Here is a 21,257-nt window from a genome sequence, read left to right as displayed (position 1 = left end):
CATGGTCGATACCGTAGCCTTGACCGAACTGGCCGAGCACATCTCGATGCGCCGCGCGAACGACGTCGTCTCGACCGAGGTCGCGTTCGGCGAACTGACCGTCAATGCCACCCCTTCGGGCCTTGTCGGACTGATCGAGTTCCTGCGCAATGATGCAAATTGTCGCTTCTCGACGCTGATCGACATCACCGCGGTGGATAACCCGCAGCGCCCGGCGCGCTTCGACATCGTCTACCACCTGCTGTCGATGTACCAGAACCAGCGTATCCGCGTGAAAGCCCAGATCCGCGAGGACGAGATCGTTCCGTCGCTGACCGGTGTCTTCCCCGGCGCGAACTGGTACGAGCGCGAGATCTTCGACATGTTCGGAATCCTGTTCTCGGGCCATCCGGACTTGCGCCGCATCCTCACCGATTACGGCTTCCGCGGCCATCCGCTGCGCAAGGACTTCCCGACCACGGGTTATGTCGAGGTGCGCTGGAACGATGACGAGAAACGCGTGGTCTACGAGCCCGTGAGCCTCGTTCAGGAGTATCGCCAGTTCGACTTCCTGTCCCCGTGGGAGGGCGCGAAATACGTGCTTCCGGGTGACGAGAAGGCGCCCGAGGCGAAGAAGTGACCGTAGGGCCGCAACAGATCTGCGCGCCACGCATCGCATGTAAGGGATGACCATGGACGGCGACATCCGCAAGAATAGCTATGACGACGGCTCTGTCGATGCCCTGACCGGCGAGCAGAGCATCCGCAACTTCAACATCAACTTCGGCCCGCAGCACCCTGCGGCCCACGGCGTGCTGCGCATGGTTCTGGAACTCGACGGCGAGATCGTCGAGCGTGCCGACCCGCATATCGGCCTGCTGCATCGCGGCACCGAGAAGCTGATGGAAAGCCGCACCTATCTGCAGAACCTGCCCTATCTGGACCGCCTCGACTACGTGGCCCCGATGAACCAGGAACATGCATGGTGTCTGGCGATCGAGAAACTGACCGGCACGGTCATTCCGCGCCGCGCCAGCATCATCCGTGTGCTCTTCTCGGAAATCGGGCGGATTCTGAACCACCTGATGGGCCTCACCACCGGCGCGCTGGACATCGGCGCACTGACCCCGCCGCTTTGGGGGTTCGAGGCCCGCGAAGAGTTGATGGTCTTTTACGAACGGGCCTGTGGCGCGCGTCTGCACGCGGCCTATTTCCGTCCGGGCGGCGTTCACCAAGACCTGCCGCCGGACCTGCTCGACGACATCGAGGAATGGTGCGAGCGCTTCCCGCGTCTGGTCGATGACCTTGACACCCTGTTGACCGAGAACCGAATCTTCAAGCAGCGTCTGGTCGATATCGGCATCGTGACCGAGGAAGACGCCCTGCAATGGGGTTATACCGGCGTTATGGTGCGCGGCTCGGGACTTGCATGGGACCTGCGTCGCAGCCAGCCCTACGAATGCTATGACGAGTTCGATTTCCAGATCCCCGTCGGGACCAATGGCGATTGCTATGACCGCTATCTGTGCCGGATGGCCGAGATGCGGGAATCGACCAAGATCATGAAGCAGGCGATCCAGAAGCTGCGCGCGGAACCCGCGGGCGACGTTCTGGCCCGTGGCAAGCTGACGCCACCGAAGCGCGCCGATATGAAGCGCGACATGGAAAGCCTGATCCACCACTTCAAGCTTTACACCGAGGGCTTCAAGGTTCCGGCGGGCGAGGTCTATGCCGCCGTCGAGGCGCCCAAGGGCGAGTTCGGCGTCTACATGGTTTCGGACGGCACCAACAAGCCGTGGCGTGCCAAGCTGCGGGCTCCGGGCTTTGCCCATCTCCAGTCGATCGACTGGATGTCCAAGGGTCACATGCTGGCCGATGTACCGGCGATCATCGCCACTCTTGATATTGTTTTCGGAGAGGTTGACCGCTGATGCTGCGCCGTCTTTCCCCTGTTCAGCCGGACTCGTTCGAGTTCAGCCCCAAGAACCTCGAATGGGCCAATGCCCAGATCACCAAATATCCGGAAGGTCGCCAGCAATCGGCAATCATCCCGGTCCTGTGGCGTGCGCAGGAACAGGAAGGCTGGCTGTCGCGTCCGGCAATCGAATATTGTGCGACCCTGCTGGGGATGCCCTATATCCGTGCGCTGGAAGTGGCGACCTTCTACTTCATGTTCCAGCTTTATCCGGTTGGCACTGTCGCCCATATCCAGATCTGCGGCACCACGACCTGCATGATCTGCGGCGCGGAAGACCTGATCCGCGTCTGCAAGGAAAAGATCGCGGCCAACCCGCATACGCTGTCGGCAGATGGCCGCTTCAGCTGGGAAGAGGTCGAGTGCCTTGGTGCTTGCACCAACGCGCCCATGGCCCAGATCGGCAAGGACTTCTACGAGGATCTGACCGTCGAGAAACTGGCTGCCCTGATCGACAGCTTCGCTGCCGGTGAGGTTCCGGTTCCGGGCCCGCAGAACGGTCGCTTCTCGGTCGAGCCTCTGGGCGGTGCGACGACCCTGACCTCCGAGTCGGGCGAGGCGCACAACGGCAGCGTCGGGCTGGCGGTCAGGATTGGCGACACGATCAAGCGGATTGACGGTACCGAGGTTCCGATCACCACGCCTTGGCTGGCAAAGTGACCGAGACGGAAAAGGGTGCTATCAACGGCTAAGGGTTAGCGCGGCGCGCGTCGGACAAACAGGAAAGCTGGTGACGATGGAACGTTCGGTTTGCAACAGGAACTGCTGGATCTTGGGCGCGATAGCCGGGATCGTCGTGTTGTTGTTCACCTCGGGCATCGGTGATCTCGGGTTCGCTGCGGGGTTGTTCCTCGGGTTGCTGACCTTCGGAATGGTCGGCGCGATGCTGGTCTGGTTGGTCTGCAACGATCGCCCCGAACTGTTTCACGACGACGGCGGTGTGACCGGTCTTGACTGGAAACGCGAACTGGCCGACAGCCAGCCGGAAGCGATGATGGTTCCGGCCTCGGTTGTGGCAGAGCCGCAAGTTTCGTCAAACCAGATGCCGATCGTCGCGGGGGCCATGCCTGCCGGGCGGTCTGTCGTCGCGGAAACCAAGGTGGCGAAAGCGGCGCCGGAAGTCGCCAAGGCGGCACCCAAGGCCAAGCCCGCATCCGGCAAGGCCAAGGCCAAACCCGCGGCTAAGAAGGTGGAACTACCCGCTGACGATCTGCGGCGGATCAACGGGGTCGGGCCGAAGCTGTCGGATTGGCTGCATGAGAACGGCGTGACCCGCTTTGAGCAGATCGCTGCCTGGGATGGCGAAGCAGTCGCCGATTTTGCCCACCGGCTTGGCCGTATGGGGGGCCGGATCGAGGCGGATGATTGGGTCGGTCAGGCCAGACTATTGGCCAGCGGCGGAGAGACCGAGCATTCCCGCGCGGTCGACCGTGGCGAGTCCACTTGATGGCTCGACCGCTAAAGGATAGCTCGTCGCGCGCGGCAGGGGCCGCCGCGACATCGAAGGATTCGGGCCAGATGCGGCTGGTGGCGGTGGTGATTGCCGTTTCCATGCTGGGCTGGCTCGGCGTGCAATGGTTGGGGGGTCAGATGGGCTGGCCCGCGAAATATGCCTTCCTCGCCGATCTGGTGGCGATGGGGGCCTTGATCTGGTCGCTTCTGGTGACCTGGCGGATCTGGCGGCGGCGCGATGCGTCCTCGCAGGGACAAGGATAAGACTTAGATGCTGAACGATCAGGACCGGATCTTTACGAACATCTACGGCATGGGCGATCGCAGCCTGGCCGGGGCCAAGAAACGTGGCCATTGGGACGGGACCGCCGGAATCATCCAGCGCGGCCGCGATGGGATCATCAACGAGATGAAGGCCTCGGGCCTGCGTGGTCGTGGCGGCGCGGGTTTCCCGACCGGCATGAAATGGTCCTTCATGCCCAAGGAATCGGATGGCCGTCCGTCCTATCTGGTCATCAATGCCGATGAATCCGAGCCCGCGACCTGCAAGGACCGCGAGATCATGCGGCATGATCCCCATACGCTGATCGAAGGCGCGCTGATCGCCAGCTTCGCCATGGGCGCGCATGCCGCCTATATCTACATCCGCGGCGAGTTCATCCGCGAGCGCGAGGCTCTGCAGACGGCAATCGACGAATGCTATGACGACGGGCTGTTGGGCAAGAATGCTGCCGGTTCGGGTTGGGACTTCGATCTGTACCTGCATCACGGCGCTGGCGCTTACATCTGTGGCGAAGAAACCGCGCTGCTGGAATCGCTCGAAGGCAAAAAAGGCATGCCCCGCATGAAGCCACCGTTCCCGGCGGGCGCGGGTCTGTATGGCTGCCCGACCACCGTGAACAACGTGGAATCGATTGCCGTCGTCCCGACCATCCTGCGTCGCGGTGGCGAGTGGTTCGCCAGCTTCGGTCGCCCGAACAATGCGGGCGTCAAGTTGTTCGGCCTGACCGGTCACCTCAATGCGCCCTGCGTCGTCGAGGAAGCCATGTCGATCCCGATGCGCGAGCTGATCGAGAAGCATGGCGGTGGCGTCCGTGGTGGCTGGAAGAACCTGAAAGCCGTTATCCCCGGCGGCGCGTCCTGCCCGGTTCTGACCGCCGAGCAATGCGAAAACGCCATCATGGACTATGACGGCATGCGCGAGCTGCGCTCGTCCTTCGGCACGGCCTGCATGATCGTGATGGATCAGGACACCGACATCATCAAGGCGATCTGGCGTCTGTCCAAGTTCTTCAAGCACGAAAGCTGCGGCCAGTGCACGCCTTGCCGCGAAGGCACCGGCTGGATGATGCGCGTCATGGACCGTCTGGTGCGCGGCGAGGCCGAGGTCGAAGAAATCGACATGCTCTTCGACGTGACCAAGCAGGTCGAGGGCCACACCATCTGCGCCCTTGGCGACGCGGCCGCCTGGCCGATCCAGGGCCTGATCCGCAATTTCCGCGAGGAAATCGAGGATCGCATCAAGGCGAAACGCACCGGGCGCATGGGCGCCATGGCTGCGGAGTAAGCGCCAATGGCCCTTTCCCTCGACATTCTGACAAGGCGGTCCCCCTCGGGGGGCCTCGCGCGTTTGCGCGCCTGCCGGTTCGGGGGAAACATGGCTGCCTCGCGGCTTGGTGAGCAGGACGGGCAGGGGCCTCATGTTATGACGAAGCGCCATGACAAGGAGGCCCACGCCATGAAGATCATCCCAGCCGCCATGATCGCCGCGACGCTCTGTGCTGCCGGTCCCGCCGTTGCGCTGGAACCGCTGTCGCAGGAAAAATACATCAACGACCGCCTGATCGCCGCCCGCATCGCGGACCGCATCCGGCGTAATTGCCCGACAATCGACGCGCGGATGCTTTACGCTTACGGCGAAGCCCGCAAGCTCAAGTCCTACGCCGAGAAAAAGGGTTACTCGCGCGAGCAGATCGACGCGTTCCTCGACAATAAGTCCGAGAAGAAACGCATCTACGGTGTCGCCGAGGAATTCCTGACCCGTAAGGGCGCGAAAGCGGACGACCCGCAAAGTTTCTGCGCCATCGGCAAGGCCGAAATCGACCGTCGTAGCGTCATCGGCAGCCTTCTGGTGGCGAAATGAAGAAGTGGATGAACCGTATCGGGCTGGCTCTGATGGCGGCATCGGCGGCGGCGATGATCGCGGCCGACGCCTTTGCCGGAGAGCCTTCGGACCCGTTCGCGCCGACCGCCCAGAAATTCTATCTCGAGTTCGACATGCTCGCGCCGACCGACATCAATTGCGATGCGACGGGGCCGGGGGTGCGGACTTGGGTGACACGCAATCTGGCGGGCAAGCCGATCCTGCGCGTGACCGGTAATGCCGCCGATGCCGAAATTGCCTGTTGGCGTTCGGATGGCAGCCGATACACCACGACCGCCAATCGCGAGCTTTTCTACAACACCGGCGAGGCGATCCGGGGGACGGTCACCTTCGACCGGAACAGCGACGCCATGACGGTTGTCCTGCGCCGCGGCGACCGCGAGCGCATCCAGAAAGTCGTGCACCGTTCCTTCGTCAGGGTGAACTGATGGGATCGGCGCATTTGAACATGACTGCGGAACTGAAACACGGGCCAGCCTTCGGCCAGCATTTGAATCGTGCGGAAACCGCCGGAGATCGTTCCGGCAAGGCGATACTTCGCCACCGCGACGGATAAGGAAAGACAAGATGGCAGATCTTCGCAAGCTCAAGATCGACGACAGGATTATCGAAGTCGATCCGAACATGACCCTCATCCAAGCCTGCGAACAGGCCGGGATCGAGGTGCCACGCTTCTGCTATCACGAGCGGCTGTCGATCGCCGGCAACTGCCGCATGTGCCTTGTCGAGGTCGTGGGTGGCCCGCCGAAACCCGCCGCCTCCTGCGCGATGCAGGTCAAGGACTTGCGCCCCGGTCCGGATGGTGCGCCGTCCGAGATCAAGACCAACTCGCCCATGGTCAAGAAAGCCCGCGAAGGCGTGATGGAATTCCTGCTGATCAACCACCCGCTGGATTGCCCGATTTGCGACCAGGGCGGCGAATGCGACCTGCAGGACCAAGCCATGGCTTACGGTGTGGACTTCAGCCGCTACCGCGAGCCGAAGCGCGCGTCCGAGGATCTGAACCTTGGCCCGCTGGTTGAAACCCACATGACCCGGTGCATCAGCTGCACCCGCTGCGTGCGTTTCACCACCGAGGTCGCGGGTATCACCCAGATGGGCCAGACCGGTCGTGGCGAGGATGCCGAGATCACCAGCTATCTGAACCAGACTCTGGTTTCGAATATGCAGGGCAACATCATCGACCTGTGTCCGGTCGGCGCACTGGTGTCCAAGCCTTACGCCTTCACCGCCCGTCCGTGGGAGTTGACCAAGACCGAGTCGATCGACGTGATGGACGCGCTTGGCTCGAGCATCCGCATCGACACTAAGGGCCGCGAAGTCATGCGCATCCAGCCGCGCAACCATGACGGCGTGAACGAGGAATGGATCTCGGACAAGACCCGTTTCGTCTGGGACGGGTTGCGCCGCCAGCGTCTGGACAAGCCATACATCCGCGAGAACGGCAAACTGCGCCCGGCCACCTGGCCCGAGGCTTTGGCCACCGCAGCCCGCGCCATGAAGGGCAAAAAAGTTGCTGGCCTGATCGGTGATCTGGTTCCGGTCGAAGCTGCCTTCAGCCTGAAACAGCTTGTCGAGGGACTGGGCGGTCGCGTCGAGAGCCGTACCGACGGGTCGCGCCTGCCTGCGGGCAACCGCTCGGCCTATGTCGGGAACGCGTCGATTGCGGATATCGACAGCGCCAAACGCATCCTGCTGATCGGCACAAACCCGCGCGAGGAAGCTCCGGTTCTGAACTCGCGCCTGCGTCGCGCTTGGGCAGGTGGTGCGGATGTCGCGCTGCTGGGCGAAGCCGTCGATCTGACCTTCGATTACGCGCATTTGGGCAATGACCGTGCCGCGCTGGCCGCACTTCTGGACGATCCGAAAGTCACGGAAGGCACGGAACTGCCGGGCCTGATCATCGTCGGCCAAGGCCCGCTGCGCGAAGCCGATGGCGAGGCCGTGCTGGCGAACGCGATGCGCCTTTGCGAGATCGCGAATTGCAAGCTGTTGGTCCTGCACACCGCCGCTGGCCGCGTTGGCGCGCTGGATGTGGGTGCTGTGACCGAAGGCGGCCTGATCGCGGCAATCGACGGGGCCGAGGTGATCTATAATCTTGGTGCCGACGAGGTCGACATCGCCGCCGGTCCCTTCGTGATCTATCAGGGCAGCCATGGCGATCGCGGCGCACACCGCGCCGACCTGATCCTGCCGGGCGCTTGCTATACCGAGGAAAGCGGGCTCTTCGTCAACACCGAGGGCCGTCCGCAACTGGCCATGCGCGCAAACTTCGCGCCGGGCGAGGGCAAGGAGAACTGGGCGATCCTGCGTGCGCTTTCCGCCGAACTGGGCGCGACCCAGCCGTGGGACAGCCTTGCCGGCCTGCGCCGCAAGCTGGTCGAGGCCGTGCCGCATCTGGCCGCGATCGACACTGTTCCCGAAAACGAATGGCAGCCGCTGCAGCGTCTCGACATGGGTAAGGCCAGCTTCCGCCTTGCGGTGAAAGATTTCTACTTGACCAACCCCATCGCGCGCTCCTCGCCGTTGATGGGCGAGCTTTCGGCATCGGCGGCGGCGCGGAAGGCGCCGGCAATAGCAGCGGAGTAAACACTTATGGGGAGCCGCCTCACAGCGCTTTTCGGGATCGGGCTATTGGTGTCAGTTCTGACGGGCTGCGGCTCGGACCCGTCTGACGATTCGCGGCCCCCCGCCAAACCGGATGAGCTGAACGTGACCGTCCTTCAAAGCGATGCGGGCGCACCCGACAAGAAGGTTGTCTCGCGCGGGCGGATTTCGACCAAATCGGGCGAGATCCTGATTCTGGAACCCGATGGTTCGGTCAGCGAGATGACGCTCGACAGTCCGGAAGGTCAGGACGCCTTTGCCCTGACCGAGGCGGATCTGGCGATGTTGAATAACAATCTGCAACTGGACCTGTCGGGCGTGCCCGATATGGGGCCTGTCCGCTCGCGCGGGTTGACCGCGCAAGAGCAGGCACTGGCCGAGTTCCGGGCGCGGACGAAGCCGATGAAACTGAACCTGCCCGTAAGCTTTACCGCTGATCCCAAGGACTTCGAGGGCGCGGTGGTCAAGACGTGGTCAAGCAAGAAAAAGTCCGGAGATAGTCTTGTCGAAGTGACGGCAAATCTTCGTGGTGGGGTAGACGCCGACACGGCGTTCGCCTATGCCACATGCGCGCTAGCCAATTGGGCGGGTGCGAACGGAACTCCGTACGCGCGCCACATTCGGACACTGCGCGACAAACGCAATGGCAAGATGATCGTCGGCTCGGTTTTCACTCTTTCAGAGAAGAAGCCGCTGGGGCTGACGGTAATGACAACGAAAGACACCTTGCAGGAATGCAAGTCGCGCGGCATTCCCGCGGCGTGATGAGAGGGACGAAAGATCATGGCTGAGTTTTGGGCCTCATCCTACGGTTTCGCGCTGAGCCTGCTGTTGCAGGGCTTGGCCGTCATTGCCTTCGTCATGGGATCGCTGATCTTCATGGTTTACGGCGACCGCAAGATTTGGGCAGCCGTGCAGATGCGCCGCGGTCCGAACGTGGTTGGCCCTTGGGGGCTGCTGCAAACCTTTGCCGACGCACTGAAATATATCGTCAAGGAAATCGTGATTCCGGCCGGAGCGGACAAATTCGTCTTCTTCCTGGCCCCGTTCCTGTCGATGATGCTGGCGCTGTTCGCCTTTGTCGTGATCCCCTTCGACGAAGGCTGGGTCATGGCCAATATCAACGTGGGCATCCTGTTCGTGTTCGCTGCCTCCTCGCTTGAGGTTTACGGCTCGATCATGGGCGGCTGGGCGTCGAACTCGAAGTATCCCTTCCTCGCCTCGCTGCGTTCGGCCGCACAGATGATTTCCTACGAAGTCTCGATGGGCCTGATCATCATCGGCATCATCATCTCGACCGGTTCGATGAACTTGACCGAGATCGTTCATGCGCAGAAGGGGTCCTACGGCCTGTTGAACTGGTACTGGCTGCCGCACCTGCCGATGGTCGTGCTGTTCTTTGTCTCGGCACTGGCCGAAACGAACCGCCCGCCCTTCGACCTTGCGGAAGCTGAATCAGAGTTGGTCGCGGGCCACATGGTCGAATATTCGTCCACGCCCTACCTGCTGTTCATGGCCGGTGAATATATCGCCATTTACCTGATGTGCGCGCTGCTCTCGCTGCTGTTCTTCGGCGGCTGGCTGTCGCCCGTTCCGTTCATCGCCGACGGCTGGTGGTGGATGGTCATCAAGATGTGGTTCTGGTTCTACATGTTCGCCATGGTCAAGGCGATCGTGCCGCGCTACCGCTACGACCAGTTGATGCGGATCGGCTGGAAGGTGTTCCTGCCCCTGTCGCTGGGCTGGGTCGTTCTGGTCGCCATCCTTGCACGTTACGGCGTCATGGGCGGTTTCTGGGCCCGCTTCGCGATCGGAGGGTAAGCCATGCAATCCAACAAGCTAGCCGAGGCATTTGCCAAAGCCAGTGAGACCGACAAGATCGAACTGGCCCATTTCCTCGCCAATAACCTCGACACGGCGGATCAAGCGAAGGACGCGGCGCGCGTACGCGCATATGTCGCCGCCTTCGACCGCTTCGCGGCACCCAGGAAAGGGGAGCATTTCTGATGGCCTTCGATTTCGCGCGGGCGACCAAATATTTCCTGATGTGGGATTTCATCAAGGGCTTCGGTCTGGGCATGCGCTATTTCGTGTCGCCCAAGCCGACGCTGAACTACCCGCATGAAAAAGGCCCGATCTCGGCCCGTTTCCGTGGCGAACACGCGCTGCGTCGCTACCCGAACGGCGAGGAACGCTGCATTGCCTGCAAGCTGTGCGAAGCTGTGTGTCCGGCACAGGCCATCACCATCGACGCCGAACCGCGCGAGGACGGCTCGCGCCGCACCACGCGTTACGACATCGACATGACGAAATGCATCTATTGTGGCTTCTGTCAGGAAGCCTGCCCCGTGGATGCCATCGTCGAGGGTCCGAACTTCGAATACGCCACCGAAACCCGCGAAGAACTGTTCTACGACAAGGAAAAGCTTCTTGCGAACGGTGATCGCTGGGAATCCGAAATTGCCCGCAACCTGCAACTGGATGCGCCTTACAGATGAGTGATGCGTTCACCAAGCTTTTCGCGCAAATGCTGGCATCCAGCCAGGAAATGGCCCGTGCGTGGAACCCCGCGCTGGAACATTTCGACATGCGCGCCATGGAAAAGCTGGTGCCCATCATGCCGGCCGACATGCTTGAAATGTGGTTCGGCAAGACTTTCAACCGCGAGGGGTTGGACGCCAAGACGCGTCTGCTTCTCACCATCGGCGCGATTACCGTTCAGGGCGCGCTGGCCGAGCCGCAGCTTCGCATGACGATCCGTCAGGCGCTGGCCGCCGGTGCAACGAGAAACGAGATCGCCGAGACGATCTTTCAGATGAGCATGTTCGGCGGGCTGCCTGCGATGCAGAAGGCACTCGAGATCGCCAAAAGCGTCTATGCCGAGGAGGACGAGGAATGATGACCTTCGCTTTCTACCTGTTCGCGATCAGTGCCTGTGTCGCAGGCTTCATGGTCGTGATCAGCCGCAACCCGGTTCACTCGGTGTTGTGGCTAATCCTTGCCTTCCTTTCGGCTTCGGGTCTGTTCGTCCTGCAGGGCGCGGAATTTGTCGCGATGCTGCTGATCGTCGTCTATGTCGGCGCGGTGGCCGTGCTGTTCCTGTTCGTCGTGATGATGCTGGACGTGGACTTTGCCGAGCTAAGGGGCGAGTTGGCCCGATACTTGCCGCTGGCCCTGCTGATCGCGCTTGTGCTGCTGGCGCAGCTGGGCATCGCGTTCTCGGGCTGGAACCACGCCGAACTGGCCGAAAGCCAGCGCGTCGCCCCAATCGTCGAGGGCGTCCAGAACACCAAGGGTCTGGGCATGCTGATCTATGATCGCTACCTGCTGAACTTCCAGATCGCGGGCCTGATCCTGCTGGTCGCGATGATCGGGGCGATCCTGCTGACCATGCGCCACCGTCGTGGCCTGAAACGCCAGAACGTGCTCGAGCAGATGTGGCGCGATCCGGCCAAGGCCATGGAACTTAAAGACGTTAAGCCGGGACAGGGGCTTTAAGCCCCCGACGCCCGGCTACCTAAGCCAATCGGGACCGCGATGCGCGGTCCACCTAGCGAACGGATATTTCAACGGGTGAAGACCCGGAGGGACCAGGAAGATGATCGGATTGACACATTATCTTGTCGTCGGGGCGATACTATTCGTCACCGGCATTTTCGGGATCTTCGTGAACCGGAAGAACGTCATCGTCATCCTGATGTCGATCGAGTTGATGCTGCTGGCGGTGAATATCAACTTCGTCGCCTTTTCGACCCATCTGGGCGACTTGGTGGGACAGGTCTTCACCATGTTCATCCTGACTGTTGCGGCTGCTGAAGCGGCCATCGGCCTTGCCATTCTCGTGGTCTTCTTCCGCAACCGCGGCACCATCGCGGTGGAAGACGTCAACGTGATGAAGGGATAAGAAGGTATGGAAAAAATTGTCCTCTTCGCGCCCCTTCTCGGGTCGCTGATTGCCGGCTTCGGCTGGCGCATGATCGGCGAGAAAGCCGCACAGGTCCTGACAACGGGTCTGTTGTTCCTGTGCTGCCTCATCAGCTGGTATCTGTTCCTCAGCTTTGACGGTGTGACGCGTCACATTCCGGTGCTGGACTGGGTCGTTTCCGGCGATTTCGTCACCGAATGGGCGATCCGTTTGGACCGGATGACCGCGATCATGTTGATCGTTGTGACGACCGTCTCGGCGCTCGTGCACCTGTATTCAATGGGCTACATGGCCCATGACGATAACTGGGATCACCATCACGAGCATTACAAGGCGCGCTTCTTCGCCTATCTCTCGTTCTTCACCTTCGCCATGCTGATGCTGGTGACCGCCGACAACCTGCTGCAGATGTTCTTCGGCTGGGAGGGCGTCGGTGTCGCCTCGTATCTTCTAATCGGCTTCTACTACAAGAAAGCCAGCGCCAACGCCGCCGCGATGAAGGCCTTCATCGTCAACCGCGTCGGCGACTTCGGCTTCCTGCTGGGCATCTTCGGCTTGTATTGGCTGACCGGTTCGATCCAGTTCGATGCGATCTTCGCGCAAGTGCCGGAAATCGCGCAGACCCAGATGCATTTCCTGTGGACCGAGTGGAACGCCGCAAACCTGCTTGGCTTCCTGCTGTTCGTCGGCGCCATGGGCAAATCGGCACAGCTTCTGCTGCACACCTGGCTGCCGGACGCGATGGAAGGCCCGACCCCTGTTTCGGCGCTGATCCACGCCGCGACCATGGTTACGGCTGGCGTCTTCCTTGTCTGCCGTATGTCGCCGCTGTATGAATTCGCGCCGGACGCCAAGAACTTCATCGTGATCGTCGGTGCGACGACCGCCTTCTTCGCCGCGACCGTCGGTCTGGTGCAGAACGACATCAAGCGCGTCATCGCCTATTCGACCTGTTCGCAGCTGGGCTACATGTTCGTGGCCGCTGGCGTCGGTGTCTATTCCGCCGCCATGTTCCACCTGCTGACCCACGCTTTCTTCAAGGCCATGCTGTTCCTTGGCGCCGGCTCGGTCATCCACGCGATGCACCACGAGCAGGATATGCGGAACTATGGCAACCTGCGCAAAAAGATCCCGCTGACCTATTGGGCCATGATGATCGGTACCTTCGCCATTACTGGCGTCGGCATCCCGCTGACCCATATCGGCTTTGCTGGCTTTCTGTCGAAAGACGCCATCATCGAGAGCGCCTATGCTGGCAACAGCTACGCCTTCTGGATGCTAGTCATCGCGGCCTGCTTCACCAGCTTTTATTCGTGGCGCCTGATCTTCCTGACCTTCTTCGGCAAGGAACGGGGCGATCACCATGCGCATGAACATGCCCATGAAAGCCCCGCCATCATGACGATCCCGCTGGGCGTTCTGGCTGTCGGTGCGGTCTTTGCCGGTATGGTCTGGTATGGTCCGTTCTTCGGCGACCATCATAAGGTCACCAGCTTCTTCCATATGCCCGTCGCTCATGAAGCGACCGAGGAAGGTCACGCCGCGGCCCCCGCTGAGCACGGCACGGCTCCGGTCGAGCATGCTGCGACCGAACATGCGGCCCCCGCGACCGAACATGCCGCGGCTGTTGCTGAGGCCCATGGCGCTCCGGCTGCTGCGGATCACGGCGCGACCGAGCATGCCGAGGTTGCTGCTCCGGTTGGTGGCGCGATCTTCATGGGTCCGGGAATGGAGATCATGGACAAGGCCCACCATGCTCCGGCATGGGTCAAGGCCTCGCCCTTTATCGCCATGCTGATCGGCCTGTTCACCGCATGGATCTTCTATATTCGCAGTCCGGAAACGCCGGCGCGCCTCGCAAAGGCCCAGCCCGCGCTTTACCAGTTCCTGCTGAACAAGTGGTACTTCGACGAAATCTACAACTTCATCTTCGTCCGCCCGGCGCTTTGCCTTGGTCGCATCCTTTGGAAAAAGGGCGACGGGGCCACGATCGACGGGGCGATCAACGGGGTTGCCATGGGCCTTATCCCGCGCCTGACGCGCGCGGCGGTCCGGGTGCAATCGGGCTATCTGTTCCACTATGCCTTCGCGATGGTGCTGGGCATCGTGGGCTTGCTGATCTGGGTGATGATGCGGGGCGCGCACTGATATGACGAACCTTCTTTCCATCATTACCTTCCTGCCTATCATCGCGGCAGGGATCATGGCCCTTTTCCTGCGTGGTCAGGACGATGCGGCGGCGCGCAATGCCAAATGGTTTGCGCTTCTGGCGACGACGGCCACCTTCCTGATCTCGCTTTTCGTGCTTTTCGGCTTCGATCCGGCCAATACCGGTTTCCAGTTCGTCGAGGACCACGCGTGGATCATGGGGCTGCGCTACAAGATGGGCGTTGACGGGATTTCGGTCCTGTTCGTTGCCCTGACGACCTTCATGATGCCGCTGACGATCCTTTCGTGCTGGACGGTCGAAACGAAGGTCAAGGAATACATGATCGCCTTCCTCGTGCTGGAAGGTCTGATGATCGGCGTGTTCACCGCGCTGGATCTGGTGCTGTTCTACCTGTTCTTCGAAGCGGGCCTGATCCCGATGTTCCTGATCATCGGGATCTGGGGTGGCAAGGACCGCATCTATGCCTCCTTCAAGTTCTTCCTGTATACCTTCCTCGGCTCGGTGCTGATGCTGGTTGCGATGATCTCGATGTATCGCATGGCGGGGACCACGGATATCGTCCAACTGCTGCAGTTCGACTTCCCGTCTACCACCTACCGTCTGCTTGGCGTCACGGTTCTGGGCGGCACGCAGATGCTGCTGTTCCTTGCCTTCTTTGCCAGCTTCGCGGTCAAGATGCCGATGTGGCCGGTCCACACATGGCTGCCCGACGCGCACGTCCAAGCCCCGACCGCGGGTTCCGTCCTGCTGGCCGCGGTTCTGCTGAAGATGGGCGGTTACGGCTTCCTGCGCTTCTCGCTGCCGATGTTCCCCGTCGCTTCGGATATCATGCAGCCGGTCGTGTTCTGGATGTCGGCCATCGCCATCGTCTACACCTCGCTGGTGGCTCTGGCGCAGTCGGACATGAAGAAGGTCATCGCCTATTCGTCCGTTGCCCACATGGGCTACGTAACAATGGGGATCTTTGCCGCGAATCAGGTCGGCGTCGATGGCGCGATCTTCCAGATGCTGTCGCACGGCTTCATCTCGGGCGCGCTGTTCCTTTGCGTCGGCGTGATCTACGACCGCATGCACACCCGCGAGATCGACGCCTATGGCGGTCTGGTCAACCGGATGCCCGCATATGCTGCTGTCTTCATGTTCTTCACCATGGCAAACGTGGGCCTGCCGGGCACTTCGGGCTTTGTGGGCGAGTTCCTGACGCTGATGGGTGCTTTCCGCGAGAATACCTGGGTCGCATTGGTTGCGGCGACGGGCGTAATCTTCTCGGCGGCCTACGCGCTGTGGCTGTATCGCCGCGTGACGTTGGGCCAGTTGATCAAGGAAAGCCTGCGGTCGATTTCGGACATGACCTCGCGCGAGCGTTGGATCTTTGTGCCGCTGATCGCGATGACGCTGATCCTGGGTGTCTACCCGCGCCTTGTGACCGATGTGACCGGCCCGGCTGTCGCCGCGCTGCTCAATGACTACAACCAAAGCCAGCCGGTGGTGGAAACCGCCGCGGCTGAAGCCAGCCACTAGGGGGCGGATATGACCTCGCTCGATTTCACGACCATTCTGCCCGAGGCGCTGCTGGCCGGATACGCGCTTGCCGCCCTGATGGTCGGAGCTTATCTCGGCAAGGACAAGCTGGCCCGGACGCTGCTCTGGTCCACCGTCATTGCCTTCCTGATCGTCGCGGCCATGGTCGGTCTTGGCAATCGCGTGGACAATGTGGCCTTCCACAGCATGTTCATCGATGACGCTTTCTCGCGCTTCGCCAAGGTGGTGATGCTGGTCTCGGCCGCGGCCGTGCTTGCGATGAGTGTCGACTACCTTGACCGTCGCCGCATGCTGCGCTTCGAGTTCCCGATCATCGTCACCCTGTCCGTCATCGGCATGATGCTGATGGTTTCGTCGGGCGATCTGCTGACGCTGTATATGGGCCTCGAACTGCAATCGCTGGCGCTGTATGTCGTTGCTGCGATGCGCAAGGACTCGGCGCGTTCCTCCGAGGCAGGTCTGAAGTATTTCGTGTTGGGCTCGCTCAGCTCGGGTCTGCTGCTATATGGTGCATCGCTGGTTTACGGCTTTGCTGGCACGACCAACTTCGCCGGTATCATCGCTACGATGCAGGGCGGCCAGCTTCCGATCGGAGTGCTGTTCGGTCTGGTTTTCATGCTGGTCGGTCTATCCTTCAAGGTTTCGGCAGTGCCGTTCCACATGTGGACGCCGGACGTCTACGAAGGCTCGCCGACCCCTGTCACGGCTTTCTTCGCCTCGGCCCCCAAGGTTGCAGCCATGGCCCTGATCGCGCGTCTGGTCTTTGACGCCTTCGGTCAGGTCGTGGATGACTGGAGCCAGATCATCGCCGCGCTGGCCGTGATGTCGATGTTCCTTGGTTCGATCGCCGGTATCGGCCAGACCAATGTCAAACGCCTGATGGCCTATTCGTCGATTGCGCATATGGGCTTCGCACTGGTCGGTCTGGCCTCGGGGTCGGTTGTCGGCGTGCAGGCGATGCTGATCTACATGACCATCTATGCGGTCATGAATGTCGGCACCTTCGCCTTCATCCTGTCGCTCGAGCGTGACGGCGTACCGGTCACCGATCTGGCATCGCTGAACCGCTTCGCCTGGACCGATCCGGCCAAGGGTCTGGCCATGCTGGTCCTGATGTTCTCGCTGGCTGGCGTGCCGCCGACTCTTGGCTTCTTCGCCAAGTTTGGTGTGCTGAACGCAGCGGTCGATGCGGGCATGGGCTGGCTGGCGGTGCTGGGCGTGATCGCCTCGGTCATCGGCGCGTTCTATTACCTGCGCATCGTCTACTACATGTATTTCGGTGCCGAGAGCGATGGCGTGACCAGCCGCATGAGCGCGATCCAGTATCTGGCGCTGATGGTCCCGGCTGCTCTGATGATCGTTGGCGCGATCACCATGTTCGGTGTCGATACAGCTGCTGGCCGTGCCGCCGAAACGCTGGTGGCGGGTCCGAACACGTCGGCTTCTGCCGAGGTGACGCTTCCGGCCGAGCCCGAACACGTTGAGTGAAACCTGGCCCCATGGCGTGGGCCGGCATGTCTTGGCCCGTACCGACAGCACCAATGCCGAGGCGATGCGCCTTGCTCCGGTGCTGAGCGGTCCCGTCTGGATCCTTGCACATGAACAGGTGGCCGCGCGCGGCCGCCGTGGACGGGAATGGGTCATGCCGGCGGGTAACTTCGCCGGCACTCTCTTCTTGCGGCCCAAAGGCGGGCCTGCCGCCGCTGCACAGATTTCCTTTGTCGCGGCTTTGGCGCTTTACGATGCGTTGACCGATGCCTGCGGGCCGTCGGCGCGGCTCGGGATCAAATGGCCCAATGATTTGTTGCTGAATGGCGGCAAGGTCGCAGGCATTTTGCTGGAAAGCATCGGGCATGGAGGTGAGATCCACGCGCTTGCGGTCGGCATCGGCGTGAATCTGGCGGCGGCTCCGTCAGCCAGCGAAGTCGAAAGCCGCGCGGTTACTCCGGTATCGGTGCAGGGCGAGACGGGCTTCGCCGTCCCGCCCGAGGAGTTTCTCGATCTGCTCGCCCCTGCCTTTGCGCGCTGGCTTGAGCAGCTTGAGACCTATGGTTTCGAACCCATCCGCAACGCCTGGCTGGCTCGTGCCGCAAGATTGGGTGAAACCATCGTGGCCCGCACCGGCGTGACCGAGGCGCAAGGCGTGTTCGAGGGGATCGACAGTTCGGGTGCCCTGATCCTGAAAACTCCGTCCGGTCGGCAGGTGCTGCCGGCGGCCGACGTCTTTTTCGGAGTGTGACGGATGTTGCTTTGCATCGACACCGGCAATACCAACACGGTCTTCTCGGTCTGGGACGGCAAGAAATTCCTGGCGATGTGGCGGATCGCGACAGATCACCGCCGCACCGCAGATGAATATTTCGTCTGGCTGTCCACATTGATGTCGGTCCAGAAGTTCGAACTGGACATCACGGATTGCATCATCAGTTCAACTGCGCCGCGCGTTGTTTTCAACCTGCGCGTGCTATGCAACCGCTATTTCGACACGCGCCCGTTGGTCGTCGGCAAGCCGGATTGCTTGCTGCCGGTGGCGCCGCGGGTGGATCAGGGCACCGTGGTTGGTCCCGACCGGCTGGTGAACACCATCGGCGCGTTCGATCGCCACGGACCGGACCTGATCGTTGTGGATTTCGGCACCGCCACGACCTTCGATGTGGTCGATACGGACGGTGCCTATGTCGGAGGCGTCATTGCGCCGGGTGTGAACCTGTCGCTCGAGGCGCTGCATATGGGTGCGGCCAGTCTTCCGCATGTCGATGTCACGATGCCTGCAAAGGTGATCGGAACGAATACCGTTGCCTGCATCCAGTCAGGCATTTTCTGGGGCTATATCGGCCTTGTGCAAGGGATCGTCGAGAAGATCCGGCAGGAACGCGGGCGGGCAATGAAAGTCATTGCAACCGGCGGACTTGCGCCACTCTTCGATCAAGGGTTTGATCTGTTCGACGCGATCGAGGATGACCTGACCATGCACGGCCTGCGCCTGATCCACGATTACAACAAGGAGACGGCCAATGGCTGAGCGCCTGATTTATCTGCCGCTGGGCGGCGCGGGCGAAATCGGCATGAACGCCTATGTCTACGGTTACGGCGAACCGGGCAAGGAGCGCCTGATCGTTGTCGATCTGGGCGTGACTTTTGGCGACATGGAAACCGCACCGGGCATCGACCTGATCATGGCCGATGTTGCCTGGCTGGAAGATAACCGCAATCGCATCGAGGCGATTTTCATCACCCACGCGCATGAGGATCACGTCGGCGCATTGGGTCTGCTGTGGGGCAAGATCAAGAAGCCGGTGCATTGCCGCCGCTTCACCGGTGCTCTGGCGCGTCTCAAGCTTGAGGAAATGGGTCAGCCCGTCGACCAGATCGAGATCCACGCGGCGCGCCCCGAGACGATCTCGGCAGGGCCGTTCCAGGTGCAGTTCGTTCCGGTCAGCCACTCGATTCCGGAAAGCTCGGCGCTGGTCATCGATACGCCTGCGGGCCGGATCGTGCATACGGGCGATTTCAAACTGGACGGCACTCCGGTCGTCGGCGAGCGGTTCGATCCGATCCTGTGGCGCGAAATCGCGAATGAAGGGCAGGGCGTTAAAGTCCTGACCTGCGATTCGACCAATATCTTCGCGACGCATCCGGGGCGGTCGGAAGCCGTTCTGGCAAATCCGATTCTGGATTTCGTCATGGCACAGCCGCAGATGGTTGTGGCCACGACCTTTGCCAGCAACATCGCGCGACTGCGCACGCTGGCTGACGCGGGCATTGCCGCGGGGCGCAAGATCTGTCTGCTGGGCCGTGCCATGCGCCGCATGGTCACCGTCGGGATCGAGACGGGTATCCTGGACAACTTTCCTGCGGTCATCAGCCCCGAAGAAGCGGCAGAATTGCCGCGCAACAAGGTCATGCTGATCGTGACCGGCAGTCAGGGCGAACGCCGCGCCGCCAGCGCGCAACTGTCGCGTGGACGCTATCTGGGCATCGAATTGAAAGAAGGCGACAGCTTCCTGTTCAGCTCGCGGACCATTCCTGGCAATGAGCGCGGTGTGATCCGCATCCAGAACCAGCTGAGCGAGGCCGGCGTGGATCTGTATGATGCCGATGACGGGCTGTACCACGTTTCGGGCCACGCGAACCGCCCTGATATCGAAGCGGTGCATGACCTGTTGAAGCCGCAGATCGTGATCCCGATGCATGGCGAACATATGCATCTGCGTGAGCACGCGAAACTTGCGCAAGCGCGCGGCATTCCCTCGATGGTGGTGACGAACGGCACGATGGTCGATCTGGCGGGCGAGAAGCCGCGGGTCGTCGACCAGATCGATACCGGTCGCCTGTATCTGGACGGCAATGTTCTGATCGGCGCGATGGACGGGGTTGTCCGCGACCGTATCCGCATGGCGCTGAACGGTCGGGTCATGGTCTCGGTCATCGTTGACGAGGACGATAACGCGCTTCCCGACGCATGGGTGGAACTGTCGGGTCTGCCCGAAACGGGTCGGGCCGGTGTGCCGCTGTCCGACAATATCGAAGCCGAACTGGCCGAGTTCCTCGAGCGGGTCGATAGCCGCACGGTGATGAACGACGACCGTCTCGAAGAGGCGATCCGCAAGATCACCCGTCAGGTTTCGATGGAAGAAATCGGCAAAAAGCCCGAAGTGACGGTGATCATTTCGCGACTCGCTGCGGAATGACTTGACCTTACGCCGCGCCCTTTCTATGGGCGCGGCATGAGCGAATTCGATCCGAATCCCCCGCGCCGCAATTTCTATGGCCGCCGTCACGGCAAGACCCTGCGGCAAAGCCAGAAAGGCTACCTGTCCGAGGACTTGGGCACATTGCGTCCGCGCGGCATCACCGTGCAGGACAATCCCGAGCGTGCGCCGGTCGAGCCGCGCACGATCTTCGGCGATGACCGTCCGGTCTGGCTGGAGGTCGGCTTCGGCGGCGGCGAGCATATGGTCCACATGGCCGCCCGCTATCCGGAAGTCGGTGTGATTGGCTGCGAGCCTTTCATCAACGGCGTTGCCATGCTGCTGGGCAAGATCCGCGCGGCTGGCGTCGAAAATGTCAGCGTCCATCCCGGCGATGCGCGCGACCTGATGGATGTGTTCCCGGAAAACTCGGTCGACAAGGCCTTCCTGAACTATCCGGACCCGTGGCCCAAGGCGCGCCACCATCGCCGCCGTTTCGTGACGCCCGAGCATCTGATCCCGCTCGCCCGTGTGATGAAGCCGGGCGCGGAATTCCGCGTGGCCAGCGACATCCCCGATTACATTCGCCAGACACGCGAGGAAGTGCCGCCTGCGGGCTTCGACCTGATCCATGACAGCGCCGAGCCTTGGGATGATTGGCTGTCGACGCGCTACGAACAAAAGGCGCTGCGCGAAGGGCGCGTGCCGCATTACGTGACCTTCCGTCGCAAGGGCTGATTGCAAGCCCCTTG

22 protein-coding genes and 1 pseudogene are annotated in these 21,257 nt (G+C 61.7%); all 23 read left to right on the top strand.

The window, feature by feature from the left end:
• Nucleotide 1: 1 nt before the first annotated feature.
• Nucleotides 2-619, top strand: coding sequence for an NADH-quinone oxidoreductase subunit C (locus tag GL286_RS00810; protein ID WP_155093659.1), 618 nt, complete (start codon nt 2-4; stop codon nt 617-619).
• Nucleotides 620-671: 52 nt separating this feature from the next.
• Nucleotides 672-1,910 (top strand): NADH-quinone oxidoreductase subunit D, encoded by a 1,239-nt coding sequence (locus tag GL286_RS00805; RefSeq protein WP_155093658.1) that lies wholly within the window; start codon nt 672-674, stop codon nt 1,908-1,910.
• Nucleotides 1,910-2,611: pseudogene (nuoE, locus tag GL286_RS00800) on the top strand (NADH-quinone oxidoreductase subunit NuoE); the annotation flags it as partial. The gene GL286_RS00805 and the pseudogene nuoE, both read left to right, overlap by 1 nt.
• Nucleotides 2,612-2,690: 79 nt before the next feature.
• Nucleotides 2,691-3,401, top strand: a complete 711-nt coding sequence (locus GL286_RS00795; RefSeq protein WP_155094481.1) for a hypothetical protein — start codon at nt 2,691-2,693, stop codon at nt 3,399-3,401.
• A complete protein-coding gene (locus GL286_RS00790) occupies nt 3,401-3,670 on the top strand; it encodes a DUF5337 domain-containing protein (RefSeq protein ID WP_155093656.1) in 270 nt (89 codons plus the stop codon). Before GL286_RS00795 ends, GL286_RS00790 begins: the two co-directional genes overlap by 1 nt.
• Nucleotides 3,671-3,677: 7 nt before the next feature.
• A complete protein-coding gene (nuoF, locus tag GL286_RS00785; protein WP_155093655.1) occupies nt 3,678-4,973 on the top strand; it encodes an NADH-quinone oxidoreductase subunit NuoF in 1,296 nt (431 codons plus the stop codon).
• Between the two features lie 171 nt (nt 4,974-5,144).
• The gene (locus GL286_RS00780) at nt 5,145-5,549 is read left to right on the top strand and encodes a DUF5333 domain-containing protein (protein ID WP_155093654.1); all 405 of its coding nucleotides are present in this window, start codon (nt 5,145-5,147) and stop codon (nt 5,547-5,549) included.
• Between the two features lie 8 nt (nt 5,550-5,557).
• Nucleotides 5,558-5,998 (top strand): hypothetical protein, encoded by a 441-nt coding sequence (locus GL286_RS00775; RefSeq protein WP_155093653.1) that lies wholly within the window; start codon nt 5,558-5,560, stop codon nt 5,996-5,998.
• A 139-nt stretch (nt 5,999-6,137) separates the two neighbouring features.
• Nucleotides 6,138-8,159: an NADH-quinone oxidoreductase subunit NuoG gene (nuoG, locus tag GL286_RS00770; protein ID WP_155093652.1), complete on the top strand. Its 2,022-nt coding sequence runs from the start codon at nt 6,138-6,140 to the stop codon at nt 8,157-8,159.
• 123 nt (nt 8,160-8,282) lie between these two features.
• Nucleotides 8,283-8,942, top strand: a complete 660-nt coding sequence (locus tag GL286_RS00765) for a hypothetical protein (protein WP_343038804.1) — start codon at nt 8,283-8,285, stop codon at nt 8,940-8,942.
• An 18-nt stretch (nt 8,943-8,960) separates the two neighbouring features.
• The gene (nuoH, locus tag GL286_RS00760) at nt 8,961-9,998 is read left to right on the top strand and encodes an NADH-quinone oxidoreductase subunit NuoH (protein WP_155093650.1); all 1,038 of its coding nucleotides are present in this window, start codon (nt 8,961-8,963) and stop codon (nt 9,996-9,998) included.
• A 3-nt stretch (nt 9,999-10,001) separates the two neighbouring features.
• Complete coding sequence (locus tag GL286_RS00755; protein ID WP_155093649.1) at nt 10,002-10,184, top strand: hypothetical protein; 183 nt, start codon at nt 10,002-10,004, stop codon at nt 10,182-10,184.
• A complete protein-coding gene (gene nuoI, locus GL286_RS00750) occupies nt 10,184-10,675 on the top strand; it encodes an NADH-quinone oxidoreductase subunit NuoI (RefSeq protein ID WP_155093648.1) in 492 nt (163 codons plus the stop codon). The genes GL286_RS00755 and nuoI overlap by 1 nt, the downstream gene beginning before the upstream one ends.
• Entirely contained in the window at nt 10,672-11,076 is a 405-nt protein-coding gene (locus tag GL286_RS00745; protein ID WP_155093647.1) for a carboxymuconolactone decarboxylase family protein, read from the top strand. Before nuoI ends, GL286_RS00745 begins: the two co-directional genes overlap by 4 nt.
• A complete protein-coding gene (locus GL286_RS00740; RefSeq protein ID WP_155093646.1) occupies nt 11,073-11,675 on the top strand; it encodes an NADH-quinone oxidoreductase subunit J in 603 nt (200 codons plus the stop codon). The genes GL286_RS00745 and GL286_RS00740 overlap by 4 nt, the downstream gene beginning before the upstream one ends.
• Nucleotides 11,676-11,775: 100 nt before the next feature.
• The gene (nuoK, locus tag GL286_RS00735) at nt 11,776-12,081 is read left to right on the top strand and encodes an NADH-quinone oxidoreductase subunit NuoK (RefSeq protein ID WP_134678823.1); all 306 of its coding nucleotides are present in this window, start codon (nt 11,776-11,778) and stop codon (nt 12,079-12,081) included.
• Nucleotides 12,082-12,087: 6 nt separating this feature from the next.
• Nucleotides 12,088-14,250 carry an NADH-quinone oxidoreductase subunit L gene (gene nuoL / locus GL286_RS00730; RefSeq protein WP_155093645.1) on the top strand — a complete coding sequence of 721 codons (2,163 nt, stop codon included), beginning with the start codon at nt 12,088-12,090 and terminating at the stop codon, nt 14,248-14,250.
• Nucleotide 14,251: 1 nt separating this feature from the next.
• On the top strand, nt 14,252-15,793 hold the full coding sequence (locus GL286_RS00725) for an NADH-quinone oxidoreductase subunit M (RefSeq protein ID WP_155093644.1): 1,542 nt from the start codon (nt 14,252-14,254) through the stop codon (nt 15,791-15,793).
• Between the two features lie 9 nt (nt 15,794-15,802).
• On the top strand, nt 15,803-17,302 hold the full coding sequence (nuoN, locus tag GL286_RS00720) for an NADH-quinone oxidoreductase subunit NuoN (protein ID WP_155093643.1): 1,500 nt from the start codon (nt 15,803-15,805) through the stop codon (nt 17,300-17,302).
• Nucleotides 17,295-18,053 carry a biotin--[acetyl-CoA-carboxylase] ligase gene (locus GL286_RS00715; protein ID WP_155093642.1) on the top strand — a complete coding sequence of 253 codons (759 nt, stop codon included), beginning with the start codon at nt 17,295-17,297 and terminating at the stop codon, nt 18,051-18,053. The genes nuoN and GL286_RS00715 overlap by 8 nt, the downstream gene beginning before the upstream one ends.
• Before the next feature lie 3 nt (nt 18,054-18,056).
• Nucleotides 18,057-18,836: a type III pantothenate kinase gene (locus GL286_RS00710; RefSeq protein WP_155093641.1), complete on the top strand. Its 780-nt coding sequence runs from the start codon at nt 18,057-18,059 to the stop codon at nt 18,834-18,836.
• Entirely contained in the window at nt 18,829-20,505 is a 1,677-nt protein-coding gene (locus GL286_RS00705) for a ribonuclease J (RefSeq protein ID WP_155093640.1), read from the top strand. The genes GL286_RS00710 and GL286_RS00705 overlap by 8 nt, the downstream gene beginning before the upstream one ends.
• Nucleotides 20,506-20,541: 36 nt before the next feature.
• Nucleotides 20,542-21,243 carry a tRNA (guanine(46)-N(7))-methyltransferase TrmB gene (gene trmB, locus GL286_RS00700; RefSeq protein ID WP_155093639.1) on the top strand — a complete coding sequence of 234 codons (702 nt, stop codon included), beginning with the start codon at nt 20,542-20,544 and terminating at the stop codon, nt 21,241-21,243.
• Nucleotides 21,244-21,257: the final 14 nt, after the last annotated feature.

This window comes from Paracoccus aestuariivivens, from assembly GCF_009711225.1.
GTDB lineage: Bacteria > Pseudomonadota > Alphaproteobacteria > Rhodobacterales > Rhodobacteraceae > Paracoccus > Paracoccus aestuariivivens.
The sequence above is the reverse complement of the archived record's forward strand: the minus strand, read 5'-3'. Positions and strand labels throughout refer to the sequence as shown.

What these genes read in the sequence shown, in the direction of transcription:
- GL286_RS00810 (WP_155093659.1), top strand. Translation starts at nt 2, where the DNA reads ATGGTCGATACCGTAGCCTTGACCGAACTGGCCGAGCACATCTCGATG.
- GL286_RS00805 (WP_155093658.1), top strand. Translation starts at nt 672, where the DNA reads ATGGACGGCGACATCCGCAAGAATAGCTATGACGACGGCTCTGTCGAT.
- GL286_RS00795 (WP_155094481.1), top strand. Translation starts at nt 2,691, where the DNA reads ATGGAACGTTCGGTTTGCAACAGGAACTGCTGGATCTTGGGCGCGATA.
- GL286_RS00790 (WP_155093656.1), top strand. Translation starts at nt 3,401, where the DNA reads ATGGCTCGACCGCTAAAGGATAGCTCGTCGCGCGCGGCAGGGGCCGCC.
- nuoF (WP_155093655.1), top strand. Translation starts at nt 3,678, where the DNA reads ATGCTGAACGATCAGGACCGGATCTTTACGAACATCTACGGCATGGGC.
- GL286_RS00780 (WP_155093654.1), top strand. Translation starts at nt 5,145, where the DNA reads ATGAAGATCATCCCAGCCGCCATGATCGCCGCGACGCTCTGTGCTGCC.
- GL286_RS00775 (WP_155093653.1), top strand. Translation starts at nt 5,558, where the DNA reads ATGAACCGTATCGGGCTGGCTCTGATGGCGGCATCGGCGGCGGCGATG.
- nuoG (WP_155093652.1), top strand. Translation starts at nt 6,138, where the DNA reads ATGGCAGATCTTCGCAAGCTCAAGATCGACGACAGGATTATCGAAGTC.
- nuoH (WP_155093650.1), top strand. Translation starts at nt 8,961, where the DNA reads ATGGCTGAGTTTTGGGCCTCATCCTACGGTTTCGCGCTGAGCCTGCTG.
- GL286_RS00755 (WP_155093649.1), top strand. Translation starts at nt 10,002, where the DNA reads ATGCAATCCAACAAGCTAGCCGAGGCATTTGCCAAAGCCAGTGAGACC.
- nuoI (WP_155093648.1), top strand. Translation starts at nt 10,184, where the DNA reads ATGGCCTTCGATTTCGCGCGGGCGACCAAATATTTCCTGATGTGGGAT.
- GL286_RS00745 (WP_155093647.1), top strand. Translation starts at nt 10,672, where the DNA reads ATGAGTGATGCGTTCACCAAGCTTTTCGCGCAAATGCTGGCATCCAGC.
- GL286_RS00740 (WP_155093646.1), top strand. Translation starts at nt 11,073, where the DNA reads ATGATGACCTTCGCTTTCTACCTGTTCGCGATCAGTGCCTGTGTCGCA.
- nuoK (WP_134678823.1), top strand. Translation starts at nt 11,776, where the DNA reads ATGATCGGATTGACACATTATCTTGTCGTCGGGGCGATACTATTCGTC.
- nuoL (WP_155093645.1), top strand. Translation starts at nt 12,088, where the DNA reads ATGGAAAAAATTGTCCTCTTCGCGCCCCTTCTCGGGTCGCTGATTGCC.
- GL286_RS00725 (WP_155093644.1), top strand. Translation starts at nt 14,252, where the DNA reads ATGACGAACCTTCTTTCCATCATTACCTTCCTGCCTATCATCGCGGCA.
- nuoN (WP_155093643.1), top strand. Translation starts at nt 15,803, where the DNA reads ATGACCTCGCTCGATTTCACGACCATTCTGCCCGAGGCGCTGCTGGCC.
- GL286_RS00710 (WP_155093641.1), top strand. Translation starts at nt 18,057, where the DNA reads ATGTTGCTTTGCATCGACACCGGCAATACCAACACGGTCTTCTCGGTC.
- GL286_RS00705 (WP_155093640.1), top strand. Translation starts at nt 18,829, where the DNA reads ATGGCTGAGCGCCTGATTTATCTGCCGCTGGGCGGCGCGGGCGAAATC.
- trmB (WP_155093639.1), top strand. Translation starts at nt 20,542, where the DNA reads ATGAGCGAATTCGATCCGAATCCCCCGCGCCGCAATTTCTATGGCCGC.